Source organism: Wenzhouxiangella limi, from assembly GCF_010499265.1.
GTDB classification, from domain to species: Bacteria; Pseudomonadota; Gammaproteobacteria; order Xanthomonadales; family Wenzhouxiangellaceae; genus Wenzhouxiangella; species Wenzhouxiangella limi.
This window is the reverse complement of the sequence record NZ_JAAGSC010000043.1, coordinates 134,798-153,340: the sequence shown is the minus strand read 5'-3', so window position 1 is coordinate 153,340 and position 18,543 is coordinate 134,798. Positions and strand designations below refer to the sequence as shown.

General features: G+C 66.8%; 18 protein-coding genes. 9 read left to right on the top strand and 9 right to left on the bottom strand.

Annotation, left to right across the window (positions count from 1 at the left end; genetic code table 11):
• The first annotated feature begins 24 nt into the window (after window positions 1-24).
• The 5 genes from G3I74_RS12545 to asnB all read left to right on the top strand — a co-directional run bounded on the left by G3I74_RS12545 (window position 25) and on the right by asnB (window position 6,336).
• The gene (locus G3I74_RS12545) at window positions 25-1,149 is read left to right on the top strand and encodes an NAD(P) transhydrogenase subunit alpha (protein ID WP_164211952.1); all 1,125 of its coding nucleotides are present in this window, start codon (window positions 25-27) and stop codon (window positions 1,147-1,149) included.
• Window positions 1,149-1,445, top strand: coding sequence for an NAD(P) transhydrogenase subunit alpha part 2 (locus G3I74_RS12540; protein WP_164211951.1), 297 nt, complete (start codon window positions 1,149-1,151; stop codon window positions 1,443-1,445). The genes G3I74_RS12545 and G3I74_RS12540 overlap by 1 nt, the downstream gene beginning before the upstream one ends.
• Window positions 1,446-1,450: 5 nt before the next feature.
• Window positions 1,451-2,848: an NAD(P)(+) transhydrogenase (Re/Si-specific) subunit beta gene (locus tag G3I74_RS12535; RefSeq protein ID WP_164211950.1), complete on the top strand. Its 1,398-nt coding sequence runs from the start codon at window positions 1,451-1,453 to the stop codon at window positions 2,846-2,848.
• A 94-nt stretch (window positions 2,849-2,942) separates the two neighbouring features.
• The gene (locus G3I74_RS12530; protein ID WP_164211949.1) at window positions 2,943-4,655 is read left to right on the top strand and encodes a hypothetical protein; all 1,713 of its coding nucleotides are present in this window, start codon (window positions 2,943-2,945) and stop codon (window positions 4,653-4,655) included.
• 22 nt (window positions 4,656-4,677) lie between these two features.
• Window positions 4,678-6,336 carry an asparagine synthase B gene (gene asnB, locus G3I74_RS12525; RefSeq protein WP_164211948.1) on the top strand — a complete coding sequence of 553 codons (1,659 nt, stop codon included), beginning with the start codon at window positions 4,678-4,680 and terminating at the stop codon, window positions 6,334-6,336.
• Here the strand turns inward: asnB and G3I74_RS12520 are convergent, their stop codons facing one another.
• From G3I74_RS12520 to G3I74_RS12510, 3 genes are read right to left on the bottom strand one after another with little or no spacing between them, the layout of a single operon-like run.
• Complete coding sequence (locus tag G3I74_RS12520) at window positions 6,337-7,008, bottom strand: HdaA/DnaA family protein (protein WP_164211947.1); 672 nt, start codon at window positions 7,006-7,008, stop codon at window positions 6,337-6,339. It abuts the gene before it with no gap.
• A 31-nt stretch (window positions 7,009-7,039) separates the two neighbouring features.
• On the bottom strand, window positions 7,040-7,612 hold the full coding sequence (locus tag G3I74_RS12515; protein WP_164211946.1) for a CDP-alcohol phosphatidyltransferase family protein: 573 nt from the start codon (window positions 7,610-7,612) through the stop codon (window positions 7,040-7,042).
• Window positions 7,609-8,646: a DUF2066 domain-containing protein gene (locus G3I74_RS12510; protein WP_203594730.1), complete on the bottom strand. Its 1,038-nt coding sequence runs from the start codon at window positions 8,644-8,646 to the stop codon at window positions 7,609-7,611. Before G3I74_RS12510 ends, G3I74_RS12515 begins: the two co-directional genes overlap by 4 nt.
• 94 nt (window positions 8,647-8,740) lie before the next feature.
• Here G3I74_RS12510 and purM point away from each other — a divergent pair, with 94 nt between their 5' ends.
• Genes purM through G3I74_RS12495 form a run of 3 tightly spaced genes read left to right on the top strand, consistent with a single transcriptional unit; the run spans window position 8,741 to window position 11,164 of the window.
• A complete protein-coding gene (gene purM / locus G3I74_RS12505) occupies window positions 8,741-9,775 on the top strand; it encodes a phosphoribosylformylglycinamidine cyclo-ligase (protein ID WP_164211944.1) in 1,035 nt (344 codons plus the stop codon).
• Window positions 9,772-10,470 (top strand): phosphoribosylglycinamide formyltransferase, encoded by a 699-nt coding sequence (gene purN, locus G3I74_RS12500; protein ID WP_164211943.1) that lies wholly within the window; start codon window positions 9,772-9,774, stop codon window positions 10,468-10,470. Before purM ends, purN begins: the two co-directional genes overlap by 4 nt.
• Entirely contained in the window at window positions 10,367-11,164 is a 798-nt protein-coding gene (locus G3I74_RS12495; RefSeq protein ID WP_164211942.1) for a DUF3108 domain-containing protein, read from the top strand. The genes purN and G3I74_RS12495 overlap by 104 nt, the downstream gene beginning before the upstream one ends.
• A gap of 20 nt (window positions 11,165-11,184) precedes the next feature.
• Here the strand turns inward: G3I74_RS12495 and G3I74_RS12490 are convergent, their stop codons facing one another.
• Genes G3I74_RS12490 through ung form a run of 3 tightly spaced genes read right to left on the bottom strand, consistent with a single transcriptional unit; the run spans window position 11,185 to window position 12,992 of the window.
• Window positions 11,185-11,553, bottom strand: a complete 369-nt coding sequence (locus tag G3I74_RS12490; protein WP_164211941.1) for an MGMT family protein — start codon at window positions 11,551-11,553, stop codon at window positions 11,185-11,187.
• Window positions 11,528-12,280: an RNA methyltransferase gene (locus G3I74_RS12485; RefSeq protein ID WP_203594729.1), complete on the bottom strand. Its 753-nt coding sequence runs from the start codon at window positions 12,278-12,280 to the stop codon at window positions 11,528-11,530. The genes G3I74_RS12490 and G3I74_RS12485 overlap by 26 nt, the downstream gene beginning before the upstream one ends.
• Before the next feature lie 25 nt (window positions 12,281-12,305).
• Window positions 12,306-12,992 carry a uracil-DNA glycosylase gene (gene ung, locus G3I74_RS12480; RefSeq protein WP_164211940.1) on the bottom strand — a complete coding sequence of 229 codons (687 nt, stop codon included), beginning with the start codon at window positions 12,990-12,992 and terminating at the stop codon, window positions 12,306-12,308.
• 199 nt (window positions 12,993-13,191) lie between these two features.
• Between ung and G3I74_RS12475 the strand changes: the two genes are divergently transcribed.
• A complete protein-coding gene (locus G3I74_RS12475; protein ID WP_164211939.1) occupies window positions 13,192-14,226 on the top strand; it encodes an NAD(P)/FAD-dependent oxidoreductase in 1,035 nt (344 codons plus the stop codon).
• A 19-nt stretch (window positions 14,227-14,245) separates the two neighbouring features.
• On the opposite strand, the gene G3I74_RS12470 is transcribed toward G3I74_RS12475, so the two are convergent.
• The 3 genes from G3I74_RS12470 to G3I74_RS12460 are packed head-to-tail and all read right to left on the bottom strand — an operon-like array spanning window position 14,246 to window position 18,418.
• Window positions 14,246-14,587 carry a glutaredoxin family protein gene (locus G3I74_RS12470; RefSeq protein ID WP_164211938.1) on the bottom strand — a complete coding sequence of 114 codons (342 nt, stop codon included), beginning with the start codon at window positions 14,585-14,587 and terminating at the stop codon, window positions 14,246-14,248.
• Window positions 14,587-17,475, bottom strand: a complete 2,889-nt coding sequence (locus G3I74_RS12465; protein ID WP_164211937.1) for a M14 family zinc carboxypeptidase — start codon at window positions 17,473-17,475, stop codon at window positions 14,587-14,589. Before G3I74_RS12465 ends, G3I74_RS12470 begins: the two co-directional genes overlap by 1 nt.
• Before the next feature lie 49 nt (window positions 17,476-17,524).
• The gene (locus tag G3I74_RS12460; protein WP_164211936.1) at window positions 17,525-18,418 is read right to left on the bottom strand and encodes a vitamin K epoxide reductase family protein; all 894 of its coding nucleotides are present in this window, start codon (window positions 18,416-18,418) and stop codon (window positions 17,525-17,527) included.
• Between the last annotated feature and the right edge of the window lie 125 nt (window positions 18,419-18,543).

Genomic DNA, 18,543 nt, shown 5'->3' with positions numbered 1-18,543 from the left:
GCGCTGACTTTCAAGGTGTGTGTCATGAGCATCAGCATCGGGATCATCAAGGAGTCGGCTGACGGCGAGCGGCGTGTTGCGCTGGATCCGCCGACGGTCGGCAAGCTGACCCAGGCCGGACACAAGGTGCTGCTGGAAAGCGGCGCCGGCGCGCAGGCCGGTCACCCGGACGAGGTCTGGAAGGACGTCGAGATTGTCGACAGCGCCGCCAAGGTTGCGGCGGGCTGCCAGGTGTTGCTGAGCGTGCGCCGGCCGCCGGCCGAAGTGCTCGACGCCCTGCCCGAGGGCGCGCTGGTGATCGGCAGCCTGTCACCTTACGCTGATTTCGACCAGCTCGAAAAGGCCGCCAAAGCCGGTGTCTCGCTGGTCAGCATGGAGTTGGTGCCGCGCATCACTCGCGCCCAGGCCATGGATGTTTTGTCCTCGCAGGCCACGGTGGCTGGCTACAAGGCGGTGATCATCGCCGCCGACGTCGCCCCCCGACTGTTCCCGATGCTGACCACCGCTGCCGGCACCTTGCGACCGGCCAAGGCCGTGGTCATCGGGGCCGGCGTGGCCGGCCTGCAGGCCATCGCCACCGCCCGCCGCCTGGGTGCCCAGGTCGAGGCCTACGACATCCGCGCCGCCGCCCGCGAGCAGGTCGAATCGCTGGGCGCGAAGATGATCGACACCGGCGTCGACGCCGAGACCGAGGGCGGCTACGCGCGCGAGCTGACCGACGATGAGCGCGCCCAGCAGGCCGAGGCCCTGGCGCGCCACCTGGCCCGCGCCGACGTGGTCATATCGACGGCGGCCATTCCCGGCCGGCCGGCGCCGAAAATTATCACCGAGGCCATGGTCAGCGGCATGCAGCCCGGCAGCGTCATCGTCGACATCGCCGCCGAGACCGGCGGCAACTGCGAACTGACCCAGGCCGGCGAGACCGTTGATGCCAGCGGCGTGCTGATCGTCGGGCCGACCAACCTGCCCAGCAAGGCGCCGCTGCATGCCTCGGAGATGTACGCCAAGAACATCAACAACCTGCTGGCGCTGATGATCAAGGACGGCGAGCTGGTGGTTGATGCCGAAGACGAAGTCATCGCCGGCTGCCTGCTCGCCCACGGCGGCAAGGTCGTGCATGAGAAATTCAAGTCGTCAGGAGACCAATAATGGAAGGCTGGATTGCACTGTATATCTTCATGCTGGCGGCGTTCACCGGGATCGAGGTGATTCGCCGGGTGCCGGCCATCCTCCACACCCCGCTGATGTCGGGCTCGAACTTCATCCACGGCATCGTCGTGGTCGGGGGCATGGTCGTGCTCGGCATGGCCGACACCACCGCTGAGATCGTGGTCGGCTTCATTGCCGTCTTTCTCGGCGCCGGCAACGCCGTTGGCGGCTACGTGGTCACCGATCGCATGCTGGAGATGTTCAAGTCTTCCGACAAGACCAAGGACAAGGGCTGAAATCCATGATTCCAGGCGCCGAATTCATCGTCCCCGCGGCCTACTTTGCCGCCGCGGTCATGTTCATCTACGGCCTCAAGGGCATGAGCTCGCCGGTCACCGCCCGCCAGGGCATGATCTGGGCGGGCATCGCCATGCTGCTGGCCGTGCTGGTGACCTTCATTCATCCCAAGGTCGAGGGCAACTACGGCCTGATGCTGATCGCGCTGGTCTCGGCCTCGGGGCTGGCCTGGTGGTGGGCGCGGATCGTGGCCATGACCGACATGCCGCAGATGATTGCCCTGTACAACGGCATGGGCGGCGGCTCGGCGGCGGCCATTGCCGGGGTGGAGCTTTTGAAAATGCACTCCGGCCAGTCCGACATGGCAACGACCACGCTGCTGGTGGCCAGTTTCGGCGCCATCATCGGCTCGATCGCGTTTTCCGGATCGCTGGTGGCCTTTGCCAAGCTGCAGGGGTGGCTGCGCAAAACCTGGCGCTTCCCGAAACAGCAGCTGATCAACCTGGTGGTTTTTGGCATCACCATCCTGCTCGCGCTGATCATTTTCGTGGCTGGGCCCAGTCCGTTCCTGCTGGTCCTGTTCTTCGGCTTTGCGCTGGCCGCCGGCATTCTGATCACCATCCCCATCGGCGGGGCCGACATGCCGGTGATCATCTCGCTGTACAACGCGCTGACCGGCCTGGCGGTAGGCTTCAAGGGCTTCGTGCTCGAAATTCCCGCGCTCATGATTGCCGGCATCGTGGTCGGCGCGGCCGGCACCATGCTGACCCAGCTCATGGCCAAGGCGATGAACCGCTCGCTGACCAACGTGCTGTTCGCCGGCTTTGGCAAGGCCGACGAAGACGCCGGCGGCGGCGAGGCCACCGGCGAGATGCGCTCGATCGACGCCACCGACGCCGCCATCCAGCTCGCCTACGCCGAAAAAGTGATCATCGTGCCGGGCTACGGTTTGGCGGTCGCCCAGGCCCAGCACAAGATCTGGGAGATGACCGAGCTGCTGATGAGCCGCGGGGTCAAGGTGATCTTCGCCATTCACCCGGTGGCAGGCCGCATGCCCGGCCACATGAACGTGCTGCTGGCCGAAGCCGGGGTCGACTACGAAATGATCGAAGACCTCGAAGACGTCAACGCCCAGTTCCCGAACACCGATGTCGCGCTGGTGATCGGCGCCAACGACGTGGTCAATCCGGCCGCGCGCAAGGATCCGTCCAGCCCGATCTTCGGCATGCCCATTCTCGATGTCGACAAGGCCCGCAACTGCATCGTGATCAAGCGCGGCCAGGGCACGGGTTTCTCCGGGATCGAGAACTTGCTGTTTTTCGAAGACAACACCCGCATGCTCTACGGCGATGCGCAAAAGGTGTCACAACAGCTGATTGCCGGGATCAAGTCACTGGGTTAAGCGACCCGGCCGGCCTGGTTTACAGGGCCGGCCACGCTTGACAACTGTGTTACTGTTATATAACACTATATCCGTACCCCACGGAGCCTGCCTCATGAACCGCCTCATCATCTGCTTGACCGCTCTCCTTCTTGCCGCCTGCGGTAACGATGCCACGGACGCTGGCGTCGAAAACGCCGCCTCTGCTCCGGCCACCGAGTCCACCGCCGCCGCGCCGGTCGCCCCCGGACTGGTCGATCAACTGCTGGCCCGGATCGACGCCGAGCCGGCCATGCTCTGGCTCAGCCTCGAGCCGCTGCCGCAGGCGCTGCTGGAACAGCTCTGGGCGCGCATGGACATGGCCAGCGAGCTCAACGAAAACGCCTATGAGGAAATGGCCGAAGAAACGGAGGATCCGCTGCTCCGTGCCCTGATCGATGAACTCGGAGAACTGGATTCTCCCGAAGCCTGGGCCGAGCGCGGTATCGAAATCACCGGCGTTGCCGGCATGCATACGGTCGGAATCTTTCCTGTCGTGCACTGGCAGCTCAGCGATCAGGATGCCTTCGAAGCCGCGGTCGCGCGCATCGAGGCCGAAGCCGAGACCGAATTTAGCCGCCGGCAGGTCGTCGATCAGACCGTGATCTGGCACGACCTCGGCGAAGTCGGCCTGGCGATCCACCACGACGCCAGCTTCCTGACCCTTGGGCTGGTCGCCGACCGACCCGAGCTGCTGCGGCGCGTCGCCAATATCGACCAGGCCGAACCCGCGCTGGAATCGGCTCAGGTCGAGGCCTTCAACGCCGCCCGCGGCTTTCGCGCAGATAGCGCCGGCTACATCGACTTTCAGCGCGTTCTTGACCTGCTGCTCGACGGCGAGGACGAACTTCTCGTCCAAGCCCGCGCCGAAGGCCCGCTCGGCGCCGTTGCCGACGACCAGGCCTGCCGCGCCGAACTCGGCGCGCTCACGCGCACCTTTCCGCGCCAGAGTTTCGGCACCACGGCCGCAGACGCAAACTCGATGACGGTTCTGACGCGGCTGGAGACCGAACCGGGCTTCGGGCTGCGCCTGGCCCCCATGGCCGACAGTCCGCTGTCGCTGGACCTCGAGCGCGCCGGCCTGGTCAGCGCCGGCATCGCCTTCAACCTGATCGCCGCGCGCGATTTTGGCCGCGAGCTGGTCGCCGGCTGGATCGACAATCCGCCCCAGTGCCACCTGTTCAGCGACGTGGCCGAACAGGCACCCGACTGGCAGCTGGCCATGAACCGGCCGATTCCGCCGCTGGTGACGAACATGCACGGCGTGCGCATGCACCTTGACACGCTGGAAATGGAAGACGGCGCGCTCGAGTCGGTGGTCGGCAAGCTTGCGCTGTTCATGCGCAATCCGCAGATGATGCTCGGCATGGCCCAGATGTTTTCGCCGGAACTGGCGGCGCTGGACCTTAGCCCCGGCGGAGACCCGCAGCGAATTCCGGCCGGGCTGTTGCCCAACCTGGAGGACATTCCGGCCTGGCTGGGCCTGAGCGACAGCGCCCTGGGCCTGGCCATCGGCGAAAGCGAAGGCTTGAGCGAATCCCTGGTCGCCGGCGATGCCGATGGCCGCATCTTCGCCGCCGGGGTCGATCTGGCCGCCTATTCCGACCTGATGGCGCTGGGCCTGTCGGCCCTGCCGGCCGACCAGGCAGCCCAGGCCGACGACTTCGACACCGACGAAACCGATGAAGCCATGGCGTTGATGGCCTCGATCTATCAGTACGTCTACAAGGCCGTTCACCTCGGCGAGCCCGGCATCGACCTGGTCTTCCGCTTCGAGCTGGCGGACTGAACCCGACAAGGAAAACCGGCGCATGTGCTCGATCCTCGGCCTGTTCGATCTTCCGCCCGGTCACGGCGATTTGCGCCAGACCGCGCTGCAGGCCTCGCGCCTGCAGCGCCATCGCGGCCCGGACTGGAGCGGCGTGCACGTCAGTGCGCGGGCCATCATCGCCCACGAGCGCCTGGCCATCGTCGACATCAACTCCGGCGCCCAGCCTCTCTACAGCCCCGATGGTCAGGTCGCCCTGGGCGTCAACGGCGAGATCTACAACCACCGCGAACTGCGCCAGACCTGCCCGGATTTCCAATTCCAGACCGGCTCGGACTGCGAGGTCATCCTCGCCCTGTACCAGCGCGACGGCGCCGATTTTCTCAACCAGCTCAACGGCATTTACGCCTTCGTGCTGTGGGACGAAGCGCGCGGCCGCTACCTGATCGCACGCGATCCGATCGGCGTGATGCCGCTGTACTACGGCCGCGACGATCAGGGCATGCTGTGGGTCGCCTCTGAGATGAAGGCGATCGAGCCATGGTGTCGTCAGGTCCAGGCCTTTCCACCCGGCCACCTGCTCGACTCCGAACAAGGCGAGATCCGGCGCTGGTACCAGCCGGACTGGCGCGACTTCGACAAAGCCGACGAGCCGGCAAAAGCTTCCGGGCTGCGCACGGCGCTGGAGCAGGCCGTGCATCGCCAGCTGATGTGCGACGTGCCCTACGGCGTGCTGCTCTCGGGCGGACTGGACTCCTCGCTGGTCGCCGCCATCGCCCAGCGCTACGCCGACAAGCGCATCGAGTCCGACGATACCGAGCAGGCCTGGTGGCCGCGCCTGCACTCGTTCGCCATCGGCCTGGCAGGCTCGCCCGACCTGGCCGCGGCGCGCGTGGCGGCCAGGGCCATCGGCACCCTGCACCACGAATTCCACTACACCATCCAGGAAGGCCTGGACGCGCTCGAGGACGTCATTCGTCATATCGAGACCTTTGACGTCACCACCATCCGCGCCTCCACGCCGATGTTCCTGCTCGCCCGCCGGATCAAGGCCATGGGCATCAAGATGGTGATGTCGGGCGAAGGCGCCGACGAGATCTTCGGCGGCTATTTGTATTTCCACAAGGCGCCCGACGCGCGCGCCTTCCACGCAGAAACCGTGCGCAAGATCGACAAGCTGCACCTCTACGACTGCCTGCGCGCCAACAAGTCCATGGCCGCCTGGGGCGTGGAGGCGCGCGTGCCATTCCTGGACCTGGAATTTCTCGAAACCGCGATGCGCATGGATCCGGCCGCCAAAATGGCCGGACCCGGCAAGCCCGAAAAAGGCATCCTGCGCCAGGCCGGTGTGGGGCTGCTGCCCGACGAGATCCTGTGGCGCCAGAAAGAGCAGTTCTCCGACGGCGTCGGCTACGGCTGGATCGATGCGCTCAAGGAACACGCCGAGTCACAGGTCAGCGACCGCGAGCTCGCCGAGGCCCCCCAGCGCTTCCCGCTCAACCCGCCGCTGACCAAGGAACAGTACCTCTACCGGCGCATCTTCGAGCGCCACTTCCCCTCATCGGCCGCCGCTGCGACCGTCCCCGCCGGACCGTCGATTGCCTGCTCCACGCCCGAGGCCCTGGCCTGGGACGAAGCCTTTGCCAACATGGCCGACCCCTCGGGCCGTGCGATGCGCGGGGTACATCAGGACAGCTATTGATCAGCGCTGCAGCTGCTCCCGGATCAGCGGAACCGAAAGCGTTCTTCGCTCGCTCAGGGCACGAACAACCAGCTGCTCGAATACCCGCACCAAGCCGGCGGGGCTGCGCGGGCCGCGGGTGATCAGGTAGTCGGCAGCACCCCGCCCCAGCACCACCTCGTGCTCGGTGCCAAGGCGTCGGACCAGGGCGAGCAGATCGCCCTGCTCCAGCGGCTTGAGCGTCAGGCGCACGGCCTGACCCAGGCGCGAGACCAGGTCGGGCAGCTCGAAGCCGGAACGCCCGGCGCCGCTCATGACCACGCCGCTGCGCTGTTCGCGCCAGCGGTTGAGCGCGTTAAAAAGCAGCCGCTCGCCGGTTTGATCGCCGGCCAGCGCGTCGATGTCGTCGAGCAGCACGAAATCGCCGTCGGTCTGGTCCAGCAGCGGCCAGTGCGCGCTCGCCCCCAGGGCCATGAATTTCGCGTCCAAGCCGCGCCGGACCAGGCCGGCGAAACAAGCCGAGAGCAGGTGGGTACGGCCACTACCCGGTGGCCCGGCGAGCAGGTACCACTGGCCGGACTCCAGCCCGGCCGCCAGCGTATCGACCACCGCCGCGTTGGGGCCGGCGACGAAATTCTCGAAACCCGGACGGCGCGGTGGCTTCAGGGCCAGCGGAATCTGAGCACTGGTCATGCGCGGCCGGTTTTCGCCTCTGGCTTGAGCATCATTCCGACCCGTCTGCCCGACGACGGCGGCTGACGGCGGCGGCCTTCAGGCTCCAGAGCCAGACGTACTGCACCAGCGTGACCCCGGCCATCACCGCCACCATCCATTCCAGACCCACCTGCCCGTTGGGCGGGAGCGGAAACCCGGCCAGGTAAATGAGCACGTACCACATCAAAAAGACCTGGCAGAACGTGTTGAAGCGCGACAGCTGGGTGGGTTCGGCTTCCAGCGGCTCGAAGAAACGGTGGTAAACCCAGCCGCCAAGGACGATCACCAGATCGCGAAAAATGACCAGCGTCACCAGCCACCAGGGCAGGTAGCTCAGCCACGCCAGGGTCAGGTAGCTGGCCGTCATCAAGAGCTTGTCGGCGGCCGGATCAGCCAGGCCGCCAAAGCGCGACTGCCAGCCAAACCTGCGCGCCAGCCAGCCGTCGAGCAGATCCGAAAGGCCGGCAAACACCGCAACCGCCAGGGCTGCCGCGTAGGCATCGGTCAACAACAGAAACACCAGCGGCGGCACCGCCAGGATTCGACCGACGGTGAGCGCGTTGGGCAACCAGGTCAGGTTCACTGCTTCAGGCGCACCCGCAGCGATCCATCGCGGCTGCGCTCCACCACATCCAGCACGCCGCCGATCATCAGGGCATCCTCCAGCCCGGCGCGGCGGAGACTCAACTCGAAATCGATGCTGCGGCCGCGGGCGGCCAACACCTGCACGTCATCCACCTGGCCCAGGGAGCCGAGGTGGCGCAGCACTTCCGCGTACTGGATTTCGTCCTCGATGCCTTCGACCACAAGCCGAAGAACGCCGCCGTCGTCGCTCCCCGCGACCCGCCCGAAACGATCCACCAGGAAACCGAGCACAGCCTCCAGACCCTGCGCCACGACCGCTTCCGGCTGCCCGGCGCGAGTCTGCAGACCGGCATCCCGCCCTTCCAGACGCCAGAACCAGCGACCGCTCCAATCCGGTCCGGCCTGACGCAGATCCAGCATCGCGATCATGCCGGCGCCATAGCGCTCGGCGGAGGGCTCGGCCGCTTCGACGAAACCGCCGCGAATATCGATCGGCTCGATCTCGGACAGGTCCTGCAGATCGCCCAGCGGCCGAAGCACGTCCAGGCCCAGTCGCCGGGCCTGACGGGCAATGCTCTGTTCCAGCACGGCATCAGCCTCCAGACGCACGCCCTGCTCGTCTTCCAGAGCGAGCCAGAGCAGGATGGATGGACGCGCCCGGCCCAGTCGAGGCAGATTCTGCTCGGCCAGCAGCGCGTCGACGGCATCGGGATCGAAGTCCACCTGCAGCCGCAACTCCTCGACGGTGGCCGCACCATCTGCTGTCAGGCGCTCGCGCCGCACCCGCTGCTGACTGAGCACCAGCAGCTGAAGGTCGGCGCGGCTCAGACCCAGGCGTTCGACCAGCGACGCATCGGTTACGCCGCTGAGCCGGGTCAGGACCTGCTCCAGCGCCCGCGCCAGCGGATCAAGCTCGGCCGACGGCGCATCCTCGAGAAGGGCCTCACCGGTGTAGAGATCGCGCGCGCCAGCAGCGCCGGTCGCGAGGAGCACAACCAGCACAATCAGCACATTCACAACGAACCGGGGCATCGACATAGGTCGGGAAAAGATACCACAGGGGCCCGACCCCGGCCCGGGCGATAGGTCACAATAGCAGGCGGTCAGAATCCCGCAGGATCGCTTCGTGAGCGACGACAACAACACCTCTTTGAGCTATCGCGATTCCGGTGTCGACATCGATGCCGGCAACGCCCTGGTCGAACGCATCAAGCCCCTGGTCGCGGCCACCCGCCGGGCCGAGGTGCTGACCGGGCTGGGCGGCTTCGGCGGCCTGTTTCATCTCGGCCAGCGCTATCGCGATCCGGTCCTGGTCTCGGGCACCGACGGGGTCGGCACCAAGCTGCTGCTGGCCCGCCAGGCCGCACAGCACGACACCATCGGCATCGACCTGGTCGCCATGTGCGTCAACGACATCCTGGTCTGCGGCGCCGAGCCGTTGTTCTTCCTCGACTACTTCGCCTGCGGCAAGCTCGAGGTCGATGCCGCAGCGGCGGTGGTCTCAGGCGTGGCCGAAGGCTGCAGACAGGCCGGCTGCGCCCTAATCGGCGGCGAGACCGCCGAAATGCCGGGGATGTACGGTGCGGGCGAATACGACCTGGCCGGTTTCGCCGTCGGTGCCGTCGAGCGCGACGGGCTGATCGACGGCCGCTTGATCGACGAGGACTGCGTGCTCGTCGGCCTGGCCGCCAGCGGGCCGCACAGCAACGGCTACTCGCTGATCCGGCGCGTGCTGGAGCGCAGCAAGGCAAGCCTCGATGCCCCGTTCGACGGTTCAAGCCTGGGTGAAGCACTGCTGAGCCCGACCCGCATTTACGTCGATGCCGTCCGGCGACTGATCGGCCAGATCGACCTGCGCGGCATGGCCCACATCACCGGCGGGGGCCTGACCGAAAACATCATCCGCGTCGTGCCCGACGGTTTCGGCATCGAAATCGACCCCGGCCGCTGGCAGGCCCCGGCGGTCTTCGACTGGCTGGCCCGCGCGGGCAACATCGAACCGGCCGAAATGCGCCGCACCTTCAACCTGGGCATCGGCTTCGTCCTGGTCTGCCCCCAAAGCGACGCGCCCCGGATCGGCGAACTGCTGGGCGAACCGGCCCCCGTCATCGGGTGGGTTCGCCGCTGCGACGACCGCGAACGGGTGATTTTCACCGCATGACCGAGAAGTCCGCGCAGCGCATCGTCGTCCTGTTGTCCGGGCGCGGCAGCAACTACCGCGCCCTCAGACAGGCCCAGGCCGACGGGCGGCTGGACGGAGAAATCGCCGCCGTCGTCAGCGACCAGCCCGACGCGGCCGGACTGGGCCTGGCCCGCGATGACGACATCGAGACCTTTTGCGTGCCGCGCGCTCAACACCCGGACCGGACCACTTTCGAGCAGGCCCTGGCCGAGGCCATCGCCGCAAGCGGCGCCCACTGGATCGTGCTGGCCGGGTTCATGCGGGTGCTCAGCGCGCGCTTTGTTCAGGCCCACGCCGGCCGCATGGTCAATATCCACCCCTCCCTGCTGCCGCGCCATCGCGGCCTGAACACCCACCAGCGCGTGCTCGCGGCCGGCGAGAGCGAGCACGGCGCCAGCGTCCATTTCGTCACCCCGGAGCTCGACGGCGGCCCGGTCATCAGCCAGGTGCGCCTTAAGGTGGAGCCCGGCGATACCGCCGACCAACTGGCAGAGCGCCTGCTGCCGCTGGAGCACCGCCTGTTTCCGGCAACCATGGCACTATTGCTGCGCTATCCGGTCGAAGCGCGCGATGAGTCAATTTCAATACAGGGCAAAACGCTTTCTGCGCCGCTGGTACTGGGCCGCGATCTTTCTGACGATGGTCGGCTGCTCGACCGGCGCGCTGGCGGCTGAAGCCGAGGCCGGCAGCGCCCCGCTGCCGGCGCATGAGGCGGTCTACGAGGTTCTGCGTCGCGGCGACAAGATCGGCGAGGTCCACGTCAGTCTCGCCCAGGACGAGGGCGGCATCTGGCGCTACGCAACCGAAACCGTCGCCACCTCGCGGCTGGCCAAACTGCTGCGGGTCTCGGCCGAGGAATCGGCGCAGTTCGTCTGGCGCGACGCCCACGTGGTGCCGCTGACCTATCGCCAGGTCGCGCGCGCGCCGATGCGGACCCGCTACTGGCAGCACGAAATCGACTGGCAGCGCGGCACCACCGCCACCCAGACCCATGAAGGCGAGTTTGAGCTTGAGCTGGAGGAAGATCTGCTCGACTCCCTGACCCTGCGCCTGCAGCTGGCGGTGGCGCTGCAGGATCCGGCCAATCGCGGGCAGGATCTGAAGTTCCGGGTGATCGAGCGCGACGAAATCGAGGATCAGTACTTTTTCTACCTCGATCATGAGCCGGTCGACATCCCCGCCGGCTGCTTCGACGCCATCCACATGCAGCGCTTCCGGCGCGAAGGCTCCAGCCGCAACTACGACTCCTGGCACGCGGCGAACTTCCAGTGGCTGCCCTTGCGCATCGTCCAGATCAAGGACGGTGACCCGGAACTCGACATTCGCCTGCTCCGAACCTCGATCGACCTGGGCGAGGACGACTGCTGAGACTTAAGCGCTAGCGGACCTCATGGCCCCCACAGCAGCCGGTCGATGGCGCGCTCCGGGCTGAACCGCTCCAGGTCGATGACCTCACCGTCGAACTCCACCCCCTCATCTTCCAGTAGCCGGCGCTGCCGCTGCCCGCGAACGCTGTCGGCCGCAAAGCTGATCCTGCCTTGCGCGTTGACCACGCGGTGCCAGGGCAAGGCGCGCTTCTTCGGCGCCCGCGCCAGCGCCCGACCGACCAGGCGCGCCCGCCCCGGCAGGCCGGCCAGGCGCGCGACCTCGCCGTAGTTGAGCACGCAGCCTTCGGGGATGCCTTCGACGACCTCCCAGATACGCCGGAAGCGCTCTTCCTGGGAATGGTCCTCAACCCTTTGGCTTGCGCTCGCCACGGGCGGTCTCCAGGGTGGCCGACACGATGCCGTTCAGGATATTGAGCTCGTTCTCGTCCGGTCGGGCGCGCAGATAAAGCCTGCGCAGGCGCTGCATCAGGCGCTTGGGCTGGGCCGGGTTGAGGAACTGGATCTCCAGCAGGGCCTGCTCGAGGCGCTGGAAGAACAGCTCCAGGCGCTCGGGCGGCTCGGGCGTCCAGTCAGCTGGGGCGACCTCGCCGGGCAGATCGCCGAGCATCGCCTGGCGGATCTCGTAGCAGATCACCTGCACCGCCTGGGCCAGGTTGAGCGAATCGTAGGTCGCACTGGTCGGGATCGAGACCAGGTAGTGGCAGGCGCGGATTTCAACGTCGTGCAGCCCGGTCTTCTCGCGCCCGAAGACCACGGCCACCTCGTGGCGACCGGCTTCGGCCAGCGCCCGGGCCGCGGCGGCGCGCGCATCCAGCGTCGGCATCGGCAAGGCGCGCGGGCGGCCCGAGCAGCCCAGCACCAGAGCGCAGCCGGCGATGGCGTCGGTGAAAGTATTAACGACGGTGGCTGCGGCCAGCACATCGTCGGCGTTCGAGGCCAGCGCCGTGGCCTCGCCGGACGGAAAGGTCCGCGGCTCGACCAGCACCAGGCGCGACAGGCCCATGACCTTCATCGCCCGCGCGGTCGAGCCGATGTTGCCGGGATGGGTGGTCCCGACCAGCACCACCCGGATGCGTTTGAGCAGCGACTCGTCCATCAGTCCAGTGTAGCCCGCGAACTCGTCACGGCAGGGCCCAGTCCACCGGCTCGATCCCGTGCCCGGCCAGCCAGGCGTTGGCCTGCGAAAAATGCCGGCAGCCCAGGAAACCGCGGTGGGCCGACAGCGGCGAGGGATGCGGGGCTTTGAGCACGAGGTGCCGGCGGGTGTCGATGGCCGATCCCTTGCGCTGGGCCTGGGCGCCCCAGAGCAGAAACACGACGTGCTCGCAGCGCTGGTTGACCGTGGCCACGACCGCATCGGTGAAGCGCTCCCAGCCCTGGCCCTGGTGGGCGCCGGCCTGACCGCGTTCGACGCTCAGCACGGCGTTGAGCAACAGCACGCCCTGCTCCGCCCAGGACTGCAGGTGACCGTGATTCGGGATTGCCAGGCCAAGGTCGGAGCGCAACTCGCGAAAGATATTGACCAGCGACGGCGGCGGCGGCACGCCCTCGCGCACCGAAAAGCACAGGCCGTGGGCCTGGCCGGGGCCGTGGTAAGGGTCCTGGCCCAGGATCACCACCTTGACCTCGGACAGCGGCGTGGAGTCCAGCGCGTTGAAGATCTCGGGCCCCGGCGGATAGATCACCGCCCCGGCCTGCTTGCGCGCCAGCAAAAAAGCCTTGAGATCGCGCATGTAGTCCTGCTCGAATTCGCCGGCCAGGGCGTCCCGCCATTCGGGATGGAGCTTGATTTTTGGGCGATCGGACATTGAGTTTTAGGGGTTCAGGGTTCAGGGTTCAGGAATGACGATCACTGCCAGCGCCAGAATCGCGGGAACCTAATTGTGCCGGAACCCCTATTTTGCAGTGAATCACCTGAAACCTGAACCCCGAAACCTTAAACCCCAAAAAAACAACGACTGTGCTACCTTTTTCTGCTTCCCACTGCATGAACCACAAGGTACGTCAATGCCAATCCAAACCGATGCCGTGATCATCGGCGCAGGCCCCGTCGGCCTGTTCCAGGTCTTCGAGCTGGGCTTGCTGGATCTCAAGGCCGAGCTGGTCGACAGCCTGCCACAGGTCGGGGGCCAGTGCTCCGAGCTGTATCCGGAAAAACCGATCTACGACATTCCAGCCTATCCGGTGGTCGGCGCCCAGGAACTGATCGACCGGCTGATGGAGCAGATCGAACCGTTCAGTCCCGGCATTCACCTCAAGCAGCAGGTGCAGCGCTTCGAAAAGCGCGATGACGGTCGCTTTACCGTGGTCACCACGGCCGGCACGGCGTTCGATGCCGGCACCGTCATCATCGCCGCCGGCCTGGGTTCGTTTTTGCCGCGCCGACTCAGGGCCAAGGGACTGGACGCCATCGATCCGGGCCTGGTGCACTACAAGGTGACCGATCGCGAGCGTTTCCGCGGCAAGCGCCTGTTGATCCTGGGTGGCGGCGACTCGGCCCTGGACTGGACCGTGGACCTGGCCGACATCACCGAGTCGATCGACCTGATCCACCGCCGCCCCGAATACCGCGGCGCACCGGCCACCGTAGCCAAAGTCAAGGCCTTGGCCGAGGCCGGCAAGGTGCGCGAACACCAGGGCCTGATCATGCAGGTCACCTCCGAAGGGGGTACGCTCCAGGGCCTGGAAATCATGGACCTGGAGAAAAACAAGCAGGTGATCAAGGGCGAGGAAATCCTGGTTTTCTGGGGCCTGGCCCCGGACCTCGGCCCCATCGCCGACTGGTCGCTGGATCTGGAGAAAAAGCAGATTCAGGTCGACACCGAGAAATTCCAGACCTCGATCGAAGGGGTGTTCGCCATCGGCGACATCAATACCTATCCGGGCAAGAAAAAACTCATCCTGTCCGGCTTCCACGAAGCCGCCCTGGCGGCGTTCGCCGTGCAGAAACACCTGCATCCGGACCAGCGCCAGTTCCTGCAGTACACGACGACGTCGCCGATCATGCACAAGCGGCTCGGTGTGGACGGAAAAACCGCCTGAGCGCCCACCCTTTTTCTACTCAAAGGCCGCTTTGCAAGGCGCGTTGATAGGCGTCGATGGAGTAGCCGGCGATACGTTCATCGCCCACCAGTACCAGCGGCACGCCGCGACCGCCGGCATCGCGCCACAAACGGTTGGCGTCGGTCGAGCTTTCGATGTCGATTTCCAGGTAGTCGATGCGCTGGTCGTCGAACCAGGCTCGCGCCCGATCGCAGTACCCGCACCAAGGCGCCGAGAAGAACACCAGCTCGTGCTCGGGACTGATGTCGGTCGCAGTAACCCCCTGCTGACCACTGCGCCACAGCACAACGGCACTCAGGGCCAGCAGACCAACCATCAACACAGAAGTACCGAAACGCATCAGGGCAACTCGATCGGCTGACTCGAGCCCATGCCGGGCCCCAGGATGATCGCGTTTTCCAGCACCCGCATCGCGCCCAGCTGGGCGCCGCGGAACGCAGGCGCGTGGGCGAACAGGATCACCTGGCCGGCGCCCACGCTCTCGCGCGTGACCCAGGCGGCCGAGGCGATGCGCTCGCGCGCTTCCGGCCACAGCAGGCCGCCGGCGCGCACGCGCAGCTCCTGCCCCGCCGGCACCGGCGCCCAGCCCAGCAGTCCGGCTTCGCTTTCTTCGGCCGGGGTGTAGACCCCGACCCGCAGCGGCGTTTCCACCGGCGCATGCGCCATCAGCACCGGCGAGCTGGAAAACAGCGCGGTCAGGTAGTCATGACCGCCGGCGTTGAGCCAGTGGCCGGTGTCCGCCCGGTTCGCGACCAGCGCGCCGGAGGGCATGAACTGACGCAGCCACTGATCGCGCCGCTCGCGCTCTTCGGCTGCCGGCAGGGCCGGCGTGTCGGCCCAGGGCATGGGCTGGGTTTGCGCAGCATGGCCCCAAACCTGTTCCGGCAGCGGCTGGTGGTCGGCCAGCCACTCGCGGTAAAGGCCGTCCTGATAAGGTTCCAGGTCCTCGCCGATGACCTGCTCCAGGGTTCTTACCCGCACCATGGGCTCGTCGCCGGCGGTCAGCGCGCGGGCGGCGTTGCCCGAGGCGATCAGGGTGCCGCCGGCTCGGACCCAGTCGTCCAGGCGCTCGATCAGCGCCGGCGAGGGCGGGCCGCCGCCGCCCCAGGTCCAGCGCTCGGGCAGGTAGATGACGTTATAGCGGCGCAGGTCCATGACCGCGGCGCGGTCTTCGTCCAGGTGGCTGTGGCGCAGACCCAGACGATGATCGAGCAGGTACCAGACGGCGCCGAAATCGAGCATGTTGTTGCTGCCGCGCGCCAGCAGGGCCACCCGCGGCTGTTCCAGTACCCGCCACTCGCGCCCGCCCAGGTCGGCCAGCTCGCCCGGCGCCCGACCGTGGCCGACAGCCTGGACTTCCAGCCCCAGGTCGGCGGCGACCGCCGTGACCTCGCCGACCCAGTCAGCGCGATCGCGGTTGTCGTTCCGGGTGACGGCGATCGAGCCGATCGGCAGCTCGATGCCGTCGAGTTCGGAGGCCGTTCGTGCCGCGCGCACCGCCAGTCCGCGCTGCAGCAGGCGGCCGGCGAGCGCGTTGGCCCGATCGTCGGCACCCGAGGCGACCAGGGCCAGCGCGTTATCGGCGTCCGGTGTCGCCGGCGTCGAGCGCTCGGCCGCCGGATCCACCCGTTCCAGGTGGGCCTCCAGATGTTGCGGCACCGTCAGCGCCTCGAGCCCGAACATCATGCTGATATTCCAGCCGGTGGTGTCGTAGATGGTGCTGCGACCTTCGCGCAGAACGCGCTCCCGCTCGGTGGTCAGGGCGCTGGTCGACATTTGCGGGTCGAACTCGAACATGGCCGCCAGCAGGCGGCCGTCGGGCTGACGATTGCGCAGCACCAGGCTGCCTTCCGGCAGGGTCTGGCCACTCAGTTCACGACCCAGCTGATCGCTGGCCCGCGCCACGCGTACCTCGCGGGTCAGGCGGTGGACCTCGAACTGCTGCACGGCCAGCAGATCGAGCAGGTCGTTCATGCGGCCCCGGTTCTCGCTCGGCAGGATGACGAAGCTGCGGTTGCCGTAGGGCCCGCGCGGGGACACCACGCGGGTCCTGTCGCTCACGAACTGTCCAAACATTGAGGCCCGCTCGCGCTGGAGGGTCTCAAGGTCGGCCAGGCTCGCCATGACCTGGTGGTGGACCGACTGGCGGTAGCTGATCAGGTGGGTATCGCGCTGAACGCCGTCTTCGGCCAGCCGCGCCTGCTCGTACAGCACGCCCAGGGCACCGCGCAGGCTCGCCCAGGCATCGGTGTAGCCGGGGTAGAAATCCTCGTGCCATTCACCGGTGTAGTACGGATAAGCGAAGCGATCGAAGGCCCGGGCCTTGCCGTCGGCAAAGACCTGGCCCATGGAGCGGCGATACGGCGGCAGGTGCGGGTTGTGCGGCTCGCGCGCCGGCGAGAACATGTAGGTGTCCTGGGCGCCCATTTCGTGGGCGTCGACGAACAAGAGCGGCCGCCAGCGCAGCACGTGCGGAATACGACCCCGGGTTTCGGGCAGGCGGGCATAAATCCAGTCGCGGTTGAGGTCGAAAAGGTAATGGTTGCCGCGGCCATAGGGCCAGTAGCCGGTGTGGAGCAGCGACTGGTCGTCGACGTCGGGGTGCAGACCGCGGTGCTGGTCGAGCGCGTTCATGAAGCGCTCGCGCCCATCCGGGTTCATGTTCGGATCAACGATCACGACCAGCTCGTCGAGCAGCGCTTCAGTCGCATCGGATCGATCCGCGGCCAGGTGGTACATCACCGCCACGGCCGAATCGGAGCCCGAGCTTTCGTTGCCGTGGATGGAATATCCCAGCCAGGCCACGGCCGGCAGATCCGAGATCAGGCGCTCGCGCTCTGAAGATTCCAGACCGCGCGGATCGGCCAGCCGGGCCATGCCGTCCTGGATGGCCTCGGTCCGCGCCAGGTTACCGGGGCTGGAAATGACCAGGTACACCAGCGGCCGGCCCTCGAAGCTGCGCCCGTATTCGACCAGCTCGACGCGCTCGGAGGCCTCGGCCAGGCGGCGCGCGTAGGCCTCGATCTGGGCCGAAGTGGCCGTGCGCTGGCCGACCGGGAATCCAAGACGCTCAGCCGGTCCGGGAATGGCGGGATCATGATCGGCCTCCTGCGGGTAGATCGACGGCTCGTAGTTGAGTCCGGGCAGTTCGGCCTCGGCGACCGGCTCGTAGGGCGTCTGGGCGACCACTGCAAGCGGCAGCAGGCTCAACAGCAGGAATCGAATCATTGCGATCTCCGTGAAAATATTTAAGGTGGCGCTAAAAAGGCGGCTCAGTTTACCCGCCGCCGCCGGCTTGTGTCTCCTCACGCCACCCGTCCCAGTCAAAGCGCGAACGCCGGGCCAGCTCCTCCGGCTCCAGCAGCTGCTCGAAGCGGCGGTTGCCGATCACCCAGGTCGGGTAGCTGGTGATGTCGTTCGATACGCACTCGAAGGCCACGCCGCCGCCGCGCCCCTGGGGCGAGCACTCGACGTACGGCAAACGGTCGGCAGACTGGCCGAAGCGCTGACTCTGCTGCTGGCAGCTGGGGCACCAGGATGCGCCGTAATAGACCGCGCCGGTGCGCTCAAGGTGCTCGGCCAGGGCGCGCAGGCGCGGATCCTCGGGCGCCTGGAACCAGCCGGCATAAAGCGCGTGAAGCAGAACCAGCATCACCCCTACCATGGCGCCCTGCCCGGCCAGAAACCCGGCCCAGGGCATGCCCGGTGCCGATTCCGGCCGCCGCAGCGACAGCACCATGAAGATCGCGCCGATGATCCCCAGAGAGACCAGACACCACAAGCAAAAGGCCTGTAGCGCAAGCCAGCCGGCCAGGGTCAGGTAAACGCTGAACACGGTGCCGAAAAAGGCCAGCAGCCACAGCCGCCGCCAGCGCTTCAGGCGCGGTCGGCCCAGCCCGGCGATGAGCGCGATCAGCGCGTACAGGCCAAAACCCCACAGCGATACCGGCAGGCCCAGCAGCACCGACCAGTGGCTTTGCTGAACCAGTTCACAGCTGCTGCCCTCGCCGCACAACAGCGGCGAGGCGCTCATCGAGCGTGCGAGCGTGAGGTAGCCGGTAACCAGCATGCCGCCGGCAGCCAGGCCGACGAGGGACCAGTCGGGTTGGAAGCGCACCCGCTTCCGAGGCGTTTCCGAAGCCGTTACCGGCCGTTTCTTGCGTTTTGACATTGGGGAAATCCTGTTCTACGTTCATGGCTCATGAATTTGTCCGGACACCTCAACCGGCCCGGCGGCTTTTCGCACTGCATCAAGACTTGATAGAGTAGAGTACTTTTTCGCCCGTCCCCGAGCAT